Origin of the sequence: Nonomuraea sp. NPDC048826 (assembly GCF_043198225.1) — a bacterium.
In the GTDB taxonomy this organism is placed as follows: Bacteria; Actinomycetota; Actinomycetes; order Streptosporangiales; family Streptosporangiaceae; genus Nonomuraea.
The window spans coordinates 882,303-894,632 of sequence record NZ_JBICUQ010000003.1 but is presented as its reverse complement, the minus strand read 5'-3'; the positions used below and the strand labels follow the sequence as shown (position 1 = coordinate 894,632).

Here is a 12,330-nt window from a genome sequence, read left to right as displayed (position 1 = left end):
TAATTCGCGGCTGTTGGACAAAACCCGGCGAGGCAAACTCTACGTGCGCGTGCGGCACTGCCCACCCCTAACGGCTCGGGGCCCGGCCCCTAGCATGCGACACCGGCCGCGGAGCACGACCACGGCGATTCTGGGGTCCGCGCGCATGGGCACCGCGGCGACGGGCGGGAATTGTCCAGGCAACCGTTAGGTTGCCGTCAGCCGCCCCACGAAAGGGATTTCCGATGCCGCGGACGATAAGCAGGCTTCTGGTCGGCGTCGCGCATGGCGACGACGAGACTCTGGGCGCCGGCGGGACCATCGCGAAGCTGGCCGACGAGGGGGTGTGCGTCAGGTTGTGCGTCCTCACCCAGGACGACGGGTCCCGGTCGCCCTCGGGCGAGGCCGTGCGGAACCGCGTGTCCGCCATCGAGAAGGCCGCCGAGATCCTCGGCATCCAGCAGGTCAGGATCCACGAGTACGGCGACAACCGGCTGGACACGATCGGCCAGCTGGAGCTGAACCAGGTGTTCGAGCGCGAGGTGCGCGAGTTCCGCCCGGACACCGTGTTCACCACGAGCATGAGCGACCTGAACATGGACCATCGGCTGGTGAGCCAGGCCCTCCGGGTGGCCGGCCGTCCCGGGCGCAGCGGGGTGCGGGAGATCCGGTGCTTCGAGGTCCGGTCCGCTACCGACGCCGGTGAGGCGGCTGGTCTGCCGGCGTTCCGGCCCACCTGCTGGCAGCCGCTGACGGAGGCGCACTTGGAGAGGAAGCTGGAGGCGCTGAGCGCCTACGGCAGCGAGCTGGAGGCGTGGCCGAGCCCCAGGAGCGAGCGCGGGGTCCGGGCGCTCGCCGAGTATCGCGGCTCGCAGGTGGCCGTACCGTCGGCGGAGGCCTTCGAGCTGCTCCGCGTCGTGTTGTAGGGGCTGCGCGAGCCGCCCGAAGGCTAGGGGTGGTGGGCGTGCTCGGCTGCTTTTAGCATTCGGTCCTGAAAGCGGCTGCCAGTGCCACCTGCGAATTCACTTCCGCGGTCTTTCGCAGAAATATCGCAAAGCCGCCCGCCTTCGTCACCGCGACATCACCGTCGTCAATTCCGCTCGCGAGGCCATGGTCCACGAGTACCTCTGAGGAGACCCATGCCGCAGTCGCTCGCTTCCTGCCGGCTCCGCTCGACCGCCCTCGGCATGTGCGCTGCGGCATCCGGGCGTCCTTCGGCCGCTGTTGGAACCGGAATCCGGACCGCGCCATGAACGACACGACGCCCGGCACGGGACCCAAACGCTGCCTGATCACCGGGGGCGCCGGATTCATCGGCTCCCACCTGACCGAACACCTGCTCGGCCTCGGCCACGAGGTGGTCGTCCTCGACGATCTCAGCACCGGGAGCAAGGAGAACCTGGCCGGCTTCCGCGACCATCCGCGGCTGTCGTTCGCGCTCGGCTCGGTCTGCGACTACGACGCGGTCGAGAGCTGCATGGCCGGCGTCGACGCGATCTACCACCTGGCCGCGGCCGTCGGGGTGTTCACCATCCTCAGCAAGCCGCTGGAGAGTCTGCGCACCAACTTGAAGGGCACCGAGACGGTGCTGGAGGCGGCCAGGCGGCATGACGTGCCGATCCTCATGGCCTCCACGAGCGAGGTGTACGGCAAGAACAACTCCGAGCAGCTCACCGAGGGCGAGGACCGGATCATCGGCTCGCCGCTGGTGAGCCGGTGGTCGTACGCGGAGGCGAAGGCGCTCGACGAGACGCTGGTCTTCCTCTACAGCCAGGAGTGGGGGGTCCGCTCCGTGATCGTCCGGCTGTTCAACACGGTCGGCCCCCGCCAGAGCGGCCGGTACGGGATGGTCATCCCCCGGATGGTGGCGCAGGCGATCGCGGGCGAGCCGCTGACGGTGTTCGGGGACGGCCAGCAGGTGAGGTCGTTCTGCCACGTCCTCGACGTGGTCCCGGCCCTGGTCGCCCTGCTCGAGGACGAGGCCTCGCACGGCACGGTCTACAACCTGGGCAGCTCGGAGGCGTTGTCGATCACCACACTCGCCCAGAAGATCATCGTCGCGACCGGTTCGCGGAGCGAAGTGGTCAAGATCCCCTACGAGGACGCCTACGGCCCGGGTTTCGAGGACATGCTGCGCCGCGTCCCCGACTGCGCCCGCGCCAGGGCCCAGATCGGCTTCCGCCCGCGGCACAGCCTTGAGCAGATCATCACCTCGGTGATCGCCGAACATCGCGCTGAGAAACGCTGACCAGCCAGCCGCGCTCAGGGGTGTACCAGCCCGCCTCGTAGGCGATCCTGATCGCGTCGACCCGGTTGCGCGCGTTGAGCTTGATGATGATCTTGGTGAGGTGATTGCGGACGGTGCCCACGGACAGGCGCAGCTCCTCCGCGATCTCCGGCGCCTCGGCGCCTTCGGCCACCAGCTCCAGCACCTCGATCTCGCGCGGCGTCAGCGGGTTCTCGCCCACGTCCCACGCGGACAGGGCGAGCTGCACGTCGATCACCCGCCGCCCGGCGGCCACCGCCCGGATGGTCGCGGCGAGCTGGGTGGACGGAGCGTCCTTGAGCAGGATGCCCGACACCGCCGAGGACAGGGCGCGGCGCAGGGTGCCGGGACGCGCCAGGCCGGTGAGGATCACCGTGCGGCACGTCGGCAGCTTCTCGTGGAGCAGTTCGGCGGCCGTCAGGCCGTCGACGCCCGGCAGCGCGACGTCGATCACCGCGACGTCCGGGCTTCGTTCGAGTGCCATCGGCACGATCATGTCGCCGTTGTCGACCTCGGCGACCACGGACATGTCTTCTTCCAGTTCAAGCAGGGCGACCAGCGCCCCCCGTACCATGTGCACGTCCTCCGCCAATAGGACCCGGAGCACAGATCCCCCGTTTCAGAAAGCGCATCTCCACCGCACCGCCCGTACCTGGGCGCGCGAAGCCTGGCGATGGGAGGACCATGACCCATAGATCCGAATAATGCAATCCTTACTTGGATGTGTAGGGATTGTTGCGCTATGGGTCAATTTTCGGCTGGTCGGCCCGGCTTTTCTCACCCCACCGGGACTTCGGCGGTGAACCGGTTCCAGCCGTCTTCGCGGTCCGATTCGAGCCTCCCTCCGACGCCCTCCAGCACGGCGCGCAGATCCACGAGCCGGGGATCCTCCGTGGCCGAAGAAGCGGGCGGGGCGTCGTCGAGCACCCGCAACCGCAGCACGCCGTCGCACGCGGACACCTCGATCACGCAGCGCCGCGGGCTCCGGTGGCTCAGCACGACCACGATCTCGCGGAGCGCGACGGCGAGCACGCCGTCCTGGGGGTTGCCCGCCTCGCGTTCCAGCCGCGTCTCCACCTCGATGCCGAGCGCCGTCAGCACCGACTCCGCCGAGCTCACTTCGGCACTGAGGGACCGCCGCCGGTGGGTCACCGCCATCTCCCGCACGCCCGCGACCACCTTGCGCGCGCCGTCGAGGGCGATCCCGATGTCGCGGCGTGAGACCGCGGGCCGGGCCGGCAGCGACGCGCGCGCCGGTTCGAGCCGCGCGACGATCGCCGGCAGCTCCCGCTCGACGAGCCAGTGGAGGCTCTCCGCGAGATGGCGCCTCTCGTGGTCTACCGCGGCCCTGGCCAGCCGGGCGCGAGCGGCGTGCGCCTCCCCGACGAGCAAGGCCAGCCGGGTCAGTCCGTAGACCGCCAGGCCCGCGAGCAGGCCGGAGATCGTCAGCACGGTCAGCTCCGCCGGGTCGTCCCAGGCCAGCGCGGCCGGCGCGACGCTCACCACCACGTAGAGAACCCATCGCCACCAGCCCGTGAACAGCAGCAGCAGCGAGCTCGCGAACAGCGCGGCCATCCCGCCCCACGGAGCGCCGAGCCACACCAGCGGCGCGAACGTGGCGGCCCCTTGGATCGAGAGGGACGCGATCCTGGCGTACCACGGCCGGCGGCGTGGCCGGCCGGCGGAGTGCGCGATCTGGATCACCAGCACGACCGCCACGCACCCGGCCAGCGCGGCGGCGGCGGGGCCGGACGGCCGGAGCACGAGCCCGCCGGCCAGGCTGACCACCGAGTGGCTCAGCAGCACCGAGGCCAGCAGCACCACGATCGTCCGGGAGGCCCAGGCACCGGCGAGATCGAGGTGCCTGGCGCGGTCACGCCACAGGCCGTACAGCCAGGACTCGTCGGACTCCGGACGGGTCCTGGCCGCCCGCGCCTCCGCCGTGCCGAGCGGCATCTCGGCGGTGAAGACGAACCAGCCGTCGTGGCCCTCCAGGTGCAACCGCCCGCCGGCCTCGCTCAGCCTCGTGGCGAGGTTGTGCAGCCCGTGGCCCTTGGCCCAGGCGACCGCCGCACCCGTGACCACGCCGTCGTTGGCCACCACCAGACGGACCACCGTGCCGGGTTTCTCGGTGTGCACGGTCACCTGGACGCGGCACCGCCGTGCCAGGCTGTGCCGCAGCAGGTTGGTCACCGCTTCGCGGAGCGCGACCGCCAGCACCGCGTCGACCTGCGGAGGCAGCTCGCCGGCCGAGGCCGTGACCTCGACCTCGATGTCCGCCGAGGCGAGCACCGCGGTCGTGGAGTCCAGCTCGTCGGAGAGCGACAGATGCCAGCAGCCCTGCGCCACCGCCCGGGCGTCGGCTCTGGCCCGGCCCGCCCAGTAGAGCGCCTGTCCCAGCACCTCTCGGGCCCGATGCGGCGCGGCCGGCAGCAGACGGTGCGCCAGCTCGCACTTGAGCGTCAGCACCAGCAGGTTGTGGCTGATCAGGTCGTGGATGTCCTGCGCCATCTGCAGCCGCTGCCGCCGCACGGCCCGCTGCGCCACCCTGACCCGCACGTCGTGCACCGAGGGGGCCACCGAGCGCAGCGAGATCAGACCGTATATCACCAGGCTGGTGAACAGGGCGACGCCGATGTCGTACAGGAAGCCGGGCGTCTCCACCCCGTGGACCAGGTACCCGAGGGGCAGGGTGGTGCTCACGATGAGGAACAGGCCCTTGCCCACCAGGCCGGGAAGGACCAGCAGACAGGCCGCGGCCAGCAGCGGGATCAGCGTGAGGAACTGGGGGCTGATCCACAGCGACGGCAGGTACGTGGTCGCGGCCTGCGCCACGAGGGCGAGCCGGCGCACCGGCCTCGGCCAGCTGCGCGGTCTGGTCGCCGCGTGATCACCCCGCTGGAGGCACACGAGAGTGGCGCCCGCGACGACGGCGATCGGGAGCCAGACCTCCGGCAGTTCGTCGTGCCCGGCGCCGAACACCCGCATCGTGGTGATCAGCAGGTAGCCGATCGTGCACCCGGCCAGCACCCACGCCGCCAGGTGCGGCGTGGCGTGCCGCGGAGCCGACCACGCCCGGGCCCGGGGAGCCCAGCCGGAGGCCGCCCGCACTCGCTGCCGGAACAATGTCGGGCCGATCTTGTCGTCCGCCACGTGCGGTCCCCTTCTGAACCCACCGATGTTCCGCCGATCGCCAGTCTGACTCGCATCTGATCATCATGTGGCGTGCTGAGCAAACCCTCGGCGCGGCCGGGCCGCCGAACCGGCGTCCCGCCCGCCGGCGTCGACGGCCCCGCAGGTCGGGGGTGGTGGCCGGAGCCGGGACCGGCGATGACGGAATGCTACGAACGGTGACGTGAAAGGTGCGGCGAGGGCATTTGTTCGGGAGTGCGTAGGAACACGGTAACAGGATGTCATAACTCCACGTCAACCCGCGGATCGCCTCCACTGCCGCAGTCAAGGCATGAAAATTTAACGTCGCAAGTGATGATCGTTTCAGTATTCAGTATCCGGCGACTCGCCTACTCTGAGGCTGTGGCTCAGCTGGCACATCGGCAAATCGGGTAAGTCGGCGGTATACGAATGGCACCGATGCGGGCAACGCGATTACTGCTTCCCAGTGCTGACAGGCGTGCCACTGCGCGGTCCAGCCGCCGCTTTCTTCTCCGGGAGTAGAAAGGCATGGCGTTGGCTACCGGCACCCACGTGAGAATTCCGCCCGACGACGCGGCCGTCCTCTTGCGGAACCACTTCGAACAGTCCTCCGCCGGCGCCGGCCGTGTCGTGATCGTCAGCGGAGGCGTGGCCAGCGGCAAGACGACGCTTCTGAACGATCTGCTCGACGAGGCCGCCTCGGCCGGGGCCATCACGCTGAGCGCCACCGGCGCCCCCGACGAGCAGCTGATCGAATCGGCGATCATCGACCAGTTGCTGGCCAACTCCTCCACCCCCGTCACCGGGGGCACGGAGCCGTACACGGCCGTGGGGCTGTGCGACGCGCTCCAGGGCCTGGCGCGGGAGCGGCCGACCGTCATCTGCGTCGACGGCATCCACCACGCCGACGAGACCTCGGTGCGGTTCCTGCTGCACCTGCAACGCCGGATCAGGTCCGCCAGACTGCTCATGGTGCTGAGCCGGCCCGAGTGGCCGCGCGGATCATCGGTGGGCTTCGACCTCCAGCACCGCTGCTACGGCGTGCGCCTCGCTCCCCTGTCCGAGCAGGGCGTCGCCGCCATGCTCGACGCTGCCGGTCACAACCACAACGGGCTCGCGGCCCGGCTGCACGCCCTCAGCGGCGGCAACCCGATGTTCGCCAAGGCCGCCGTGGAGGACCACCTGGAGGGCCTGGGCCACGACGGGCGGGACCCGGCCGGCCCGGCCTACGCCCAGGCGGTGTGGGCCTTCCTGCACCGCTCGGCGGACCACCTGCTGGACGTCGCCACCGCGCTGGCCGTCCTCGGGGAGTGCGGCGACGCGGATCTAGTGGCCAAGCTGACCGGCATCGACGCCGACACCGTCATGGACCTGCTCACCGTCATGGACGACGGAGGACTCCTGGAGGGCGGGCGGTTCCGGCATCCGGATGCCCCCGCCGCGGTGCTGAGGCACCTGCCGGCGGCCGAACGCGTCCGGCTGCACCGAGCCGCGGCCGAGCTGAAGTACCGGGAGGCCGCGGGGGCGACCGAAGTGGCCAACAACCTGGTCTCCGCGGGGGAGAACACGGCCGCATGGTCGCTGCCCATCCTGCGCCGGGCCGCCGAACAGGCCCTGATGTCGGACGACGTCGCCTTCGCCACCCGCTGCCTGGAGCTGGGCCTGTCGGCGGCGTCCGACGAGACGGAACAGCGATCGATCCACCTGTCCATCGTGCGCAGCACCTGGCGCGTCAACCCGAGCGGGGTCCTGCCGCACATCACGGCGCTGACGGAGGCCGCCGACCAGGGCGAGCTCGACCAGACCGGATGCCTGGCCCTGCTGCGGCACGCGCTCTGGCACGGCGACAGGCGCACCGCCCTGCGCGCGCACGAGCTGCTGAACGCCGGGCCGGGCCCGATCGACCCGCAGATCGACACCGCCGTGAAGCTCGCGTTCCACTGGCACTTCGGCCAGGACCTTCCCCAGATCACGAAGGACGAGGGCGCGACGCACCCCGGCGCCGCCCCCTGGAAGCACACCGCGCACGCGCTCATGCAGACGTGGCGGCAGGGCGCGGGCGACTCCGCCAAGGCCGGCGCGGAACGCATCCTGCGCAACAGCCGCCTCGGTGACACGACGCTCGAAGCGATCGCGATGGCGATCTCGGCTCTCGCCCACGCCGGTCACTGCGACCGCGCCCAGTGGTGGTGCCAGCGGCTGGCCAAGGAGGCCGAGCAGCGCGGCGCCACCAGCTGGCAGGCGATGATCGAGGCGCTCCGCGCCGCCGTGGTCCTGCAGCGCGGCGAGGTGGCCAAGGCCGCCACGCTGGCCAGGGCCGCACTCGACATGCTCAGCGAGCCGAACTGGGGCGTGTCGATCACCCACCCGCTCACCACCCTGCTGATGGCGGACATCGCCGGGGGGACGTTCGCCTCGGCCGCCGAGACGGTGCGCAGGCCGGTGCCCGACGAGATGCTGGGAACGGTCGGCGGGCTGTGGTACCTGCGCGCCTGCGGGCACTTCTTCCTGGCCACGAAACGTCCGCTGGCCGCGGTCGGCTACTTCCACCAGGTGCAGCGGTTGATGCGCCCGTGGGAGGAGAGCATGCCGCTGCTGGTGCCGTGGCGCAGCGACCTCGCCGAGGCCACCCTGCGCCTGGGCAACCGCACCGCCGCCCGCGAGCTGGCCAACCAGCAGATCGAGCTGGCGCGGTCCGGCAACCCGTTCGCCCACGGGCTGGCGCTGCGCGCGCTGGCCCTGGCGAGCACTCCAGCGGAGGGCTCCCGCGTGCTCCTGGAGCGGGCGGCCAAGTCCTTCCAGCAAGCCGGCCACCAGCTGGAGCTCAACCGGACGCTCAAAGTGATCGCCCAGCTCCAGCACCCGGAGCGCGAGCACCTCAACGGACTGGGCGCGAACGGGGTGGAGGTGCCGCGACAGGCGCCGAGCGGCCGGCCGGCGGTCGTGCGGGAGGCCCGTCCCGAGCCCGTCGCCCAGGAGGACGGCCGGTCCGAGCGCCCCGAGTCCGTCGTCCTGAGCGAGGCGGAGCTGCGGGTCGCGCAACTGGCCGCACTCGGGCACACCAACCGGCAGATCAGCCGCCGGCTGTTCATCACGATAAGCACCGTGGAACAGCATCTGACGCGGACCTACCGGAAACTGGACATCAGAGGCCGCAGCGCACTCGCGCACGAATTGGGATACGCCGGAACCTCCACCTGAACAGCCCCGAGAAACCCCTAGCAACCCCAGTCCGCGAAAATATTCGACCGCTATTCGACCGCCATGCCATTGCCGGTGGAAATGTTCATTCGGCAGTTTGGGAGAGGTACGCGACTCTGCACCGCCACGGTGGGCCATTTCGCGTGAGCACGAAAGCCCCCGCGGCACAGATTGGAGCGCCAGTGCCTCGACTCAGCACCCGGGCAGCGAGCCGGAGCCTGCGTGATCCCGCCCGAGTCGCGGCCTCCGCGCTGGCGGGCGGGTCCGACCTGGAGTCCTTCCATTCCTGGTGGGACGGGCGGGGGCGGGTGGACCAGATGACCGTGTCCCGCGTCGCCCTGGACGACCTGGCCGGCTGGCACACCGACGCCGTCACCGGCGACCTGCGCCACGAGACCGGCCGGTTCTTCACGGTGGAGGGTCTCGACATGCGGGAGCGGGGTGAGCGCGACGTCCACTGGACGCAGCCGATCATCCGCCAGCCGGAGATCGGCACCCTCGGCATCCTCGTCAAGGAGATCGACGGGATCCTCCACTTCCTGATGCAGGCCAAGAACGAGCCGGGCAACGTCAACGGCCTGCAGCTGTCCCCCACCGTGCAGGCGACCAGGAGCAACTACGGGCGGGTCCACGGCGGCAAGGCCGTTCCGCACATCGAGTGGTTCCACCGGGCCCGCCCGCGCCAGGTGATCAGCGACGTCCTCCAGTCCGAGCTGGGCGGATGGTGCTACCGCAAGAGCAACCGCAACATGGTGATCGAGATCGACGCCGACGTCGAGGTCTCCGACGGCTTCCGCTGGCTGACCCTGGGGCAGATCCAGCGCCTGCTGACCGTGCCGGACCTGGTCAGCATGGACGCCCGCACCGTGCTCTCCTGCCTGCCGTACACCGGGCCCGGCATGACGCGCCAGTACGCCGCCGTCTCGGCGTTCTCCGCGGCGCTCGTGCGCTCCCTGGACGAGGGCGGCACCGGTCTGCACACGATGGACGAGGTGCTGCACTGGATCACCGAGGCGCGGTCGCGGCACGACGTGGCCACCCGCGGGATCGCGCTCAACGACGTCAGCGGCTGGAAACGGCGGCACGACGTGCTGGCCCACGAGAGCGGCGCCTTCTTCACCGTGATGGGCGTCGCCGTCTGGACGGGCAACCGCGAGGTCTCGCACTGGACCCAGCCCATGATCGAACCGGTGCGGCCGGGGCTCGCCGCCTTCCTGGTCCAGGAGTTCGGCGGGGTGCTGCACGTGCTGGTGCGGGCCCAGCCGGAACCGGGCACGCTCACCGTCGTGGAGCTCGGCCCCACCGTCCAGTGCGTCCCCGGCGACCTGGACGCGCTCCCCACGCTGGCGCGGCCGCGCTTCCTGGACGCCGTCCAGGAGGCGGCCCAGGACCGGATCCGGTTCGACACCGTCCATTCGGAGGAAGGCGGGCGCTTCCACCACGCGCGTACGCGCTACATGGTGGTCGAGACCGACGGCCTGGGCCACCGGGATGTGCCGCCCGGCTATCGGTGGCTGACCCTCAGCCAGCTCGGCCGTCTCCTGCGGCACAGCCACTACGTGAACGTGCAGGCCCGGAGTCTCTTCGCCGGCCTGGCCAGCCTCGTCGGGGGGAACGCGCCGTGACAGGGCGCCGGTGGCTCAGCCGCCGGCCGGGTCGGCGCCGTGGGCGATGGCGATGCTCATGACGTACTGGCCGTAGCTGGAGGTCGCGCACCTCTGCCCGAGCCGGTAGCACGCGTCCGCGTCCACGAACCCCATGCGCAGGGCGACCTCCTCCAGGCACGCGATGCGCACGCCCTGCCGCTCCTCCATGATGTGCACGTACTGCCCGGCCTGCAGGAGCGCGCCGGGCGTGCCGGTGTCGAGCCACGCGTGCCCGCGGCCGAGCTGCACGAGCCTGGCGCGGCCCATGCCGAGGAACGCCCGGTTCACGTCGGTGATCTCCAGCTCGCACCGCTGCGACGGCAGCAGGTTCTTGGCGATGTCCACGACGTCGTTGGCGTAGAAGTAGAGGCCGGTGACGGCCAGGTCCGAACGCGGGTTCGCCGGCTTCTCCTCGATGGAGACGAGCTCGCCTTTCGCGTCCAGCTCGGCCACCCCGAAGCGTTGCGGATCGCGTACGGGGTAGCCGAACAGGACGCAGCCGTCGACGCTGCGCGCGTTCTCGGCGAGCACCTGGGAGAAGGCGTGCCCGTGGAAGACGTTGTCGCCGAGTATGAGCGCCACGGAGTCGTCGCCGACGTGGTCGGCTCCGATGATGAACGCCTCGGCGATGCCGTTGGGCTCCGGCTGCTCGGCGTAGTCGAGCCGCAGGCCGAACTGGGACCCGTCACCCAGCAGCCGTCTGAAGTGCGGCAGGTCGCGGGGCGTGGAGATGATCAGTATCTCCCTGATGCCGGCGAACATCAGCACGGAGAGCGGGTAATAGATCATCGGCTTGTCGGCGACCGGCAGAAGCTGCTTGGACACGGCCAGCGTCGCCGGATAGAGCCGCGTGCCGGAGCCGCCCGCGAGCACAATGCCCTTCATGCCGTACCTCGTTTCCCCGCACGGGTGGACCGGGAGGGTGCCGTCTCAGGGCTTCTTGAAGATCGCCTGCCAGAAGTAGCTCCAGGGGATCGCCCGTCCGTCGGCGACGCACCGCCAGTCCTCGGCGGGCCGGTAGGCCTCGACGAAGTCCGGCACCCTGGCCTCGACCGCCTCGTTGTCGTAGATGTCCACCACCTCGCGCAGGGGCCCGGCCTCCAGCGCGTTACGGACCGCCTCCTCGCCCTTCGAGTGGCCGTCCAGGCTCTTGTCGAGGAACTTGCCGACCGGGTTCTTGACGAAGAACGCGCCGCAGCGGGCGGCGATCAGGTCGAGGTACGCCCGCACGGTCCGCGGCGGCATCTCGGTGAGGGAGTGGATGTTGACGCACAGGTCGAAGTCCTCGGCGGGCAGGGCGGAGCCGATCTCGTCCACCTCGACGAAGGTGATCTTCGCGAACTGCTCGTCGTCCAGCACCTCGCGCAGATATCTGCGGCTCAGCCCCAGGGTGTTCTTCAGATCGATGATGCAGTAGCCGGACAGGTCGTGGTTGGACAGCGTCGCGTGGCAGGTGCGCCCGTAGCCGGCGCCGATCTCCAGCACCCTGGCGCCGTCGAGGGCGACGTGCGGCTCGATGAAGCCCAGCTCCAGCGAGGCCTGCAGGTAGTCCATGCACACCGGCTCGCCGTTGATCCGGACGGTGATCGGACCGCCCACCTCACGGTTGCGGATGTTCTTGACCCTGGCCCAGTCCTCGTCGGTCAGTTCCATCGCGACGTGGTAGAGCATCGCCTTCAAATAGCGGACGCCGTTCACCGTGGGGTCCCAGAGCGACAGGTTGTAGTTTCTGTGGTCGACCTTGAAAGAGGTCAGGTCGACCGCCGCGTCCTCGGTCACCCAGAATTCGGAGATGCGTTCCCACATGCGGCTGGCCTGGAAAGTCTGCGCCATCGTGCCGTCCTTTCGTGTCGCTGGTCGTGTCCTCGGCCGTCGCGGGAGAACGAGAAGGGGATCACGGCGCTCGGCATGACGAGTCCTCGCCATATCGAACGGCCATCGCGCAGCGCGTTTCCACCCTTAGCGGCGCGATTAGGGGTCGGCGGCGGCCGCCCGTCGGAGCCGTTCCGCCGGTTCACTGATGTGGGGTCGCGCCGGCCGGAATAGGGGCGCGCGCCTCTCCTTTTCCCGGAGAAGCGAAGATAG

General features: G+C 70.2%; 8 protein-coding genes. 4 read left to right on the top strand and 4 right to left on the bottom strand.

The annotated features are described in order from the left end of the window. Positions 1 to 224 precede the first annotated feature (224 nt). Together ACGFI7_RS14495 and ACGFI7_RS14490 are read left to right on the top strand one after the other, a co-directional pair. The gene (locus ACGFI7_RS14495) at positions 225 to 905 is read left to right on the top strand and encodes a PIG-L deacetylase family protein (protein WP_393403854.1); all 681 of its coding nucleotides are present in this window, start codon (positions 225 to 227) and stop codon (positions 903 to 905) included. Positions 906 to 1,228: 323 nt separating this feature from the next. Continuing rightward, positions 1,229 to 2,227 (top strand): NAD-dependent epimerase/dehydratase family protein, encoded by a 999-nt coding sequence (locus ACGFI7_RS14490; RefSeq protein ID WP_393403852.1) that lies wholly within the window; start codon positions 1,229 to 1,231, stop codon positions 2,225 to 2,227. Here ACGFI7_RS14490 and ACGFI7_RS14485 read toward each other — a convergent pair. Continuing rightward, positions 2,187 to 2,852 (bottom strand): DNA-binding response regulator, encoded by a 666-nt coding sequence (locus tag ACGFI7_RS14485; RefSeq protein WP_393403849.1) that lies wholly within the window; start codon positions 2,850 to 2,852, stop codon positions 2,187 to 2,189. The genes ACGFI7_RS14490 and ACGFI7_RS14485 overlap by 41 nt on opposite strands. A 170-nt stretch (positions 2,853 to 3,022) precedes the next feature. Continuing rightward, a complete protein-coding gene (locus ACGFI7_RS14480) occupies positions 3,023 to 5,398 on the bottom strand; it encodes a sensor histidine kinase (protein ID WP_393403847.1) in 2,376 nt (791 codons plus the stop codon). 528 nt (positions 5,399 to 5,926) lie between these two features. Here ACGFI7_RS14480 and ACGFI7_RS14475 point away from each other — a divergent pair. Further along, on the top strand, positions 5,927 to 8,599 hold the full coding sequence (locus ACGFI7_RS14475) for an AAA family ATPase (protein ID WP_393403845.1): 2,673 nt from the start codon (positions 5,927 to 5,929) through the stop codon (positions 8,597 to 8,599). A gap of 182 nt (positions 8,600 to 8,781) precedes the next feature. Further along, positions 8,782 to 10,224 carry an NDP-hexose 2,3-dehydratase family protein gene (locus tag ACGFI7_RS14470; protein WP_393403843.1) on the top strand — a complete coding sequence of 481 codons (1,443 nt, stop codon included), beginning with the start codon at positions 8,782 to 8,784 and terminating at the stop codon, positions 10,222 to 10,224. Between the two features lie 15 nt (positions 10,225 to 10,239). Here ACGFI7_RS14470 and rfbA read toward each other — a convergent pair whose 3' ends face one another. Together rfbA and ACGFI7_RS14460 are read right to left on the bottom strand one after the other, a co-directional pair. Beyond that, the gene (gene rfbA / locus ACGFI7_RS14465; protein ID WP_393403840.1) at positions 10,240 to 11,130 is read right to left on the bottom strand and encodes a glucose-1-phosphate thymidylyltransferase RfbA; all 891 of its coding nucleotides are present in this window, start codon (positions 11,128 to 11,130) and stop codon (positions 10,240 to 10,242) included. A 45-nt stretch (positions 11,131 to 11,175) separates the two neighbouring features. Continuing rightward, positions 11,176 to 12,078, bottom strand: a complete 903-nt coding sequence (locus ACGFI7_RS14460) for a putative sugar O-methyltransferase (RefSeq protein WP_393403837.1) — start codon at positions 12,076 to 12,078, stop codon at positions 11,176 to 11,178. Between the last annotated feature and the right edge of the window lie 252 nt (positions 12,079 to 12,330).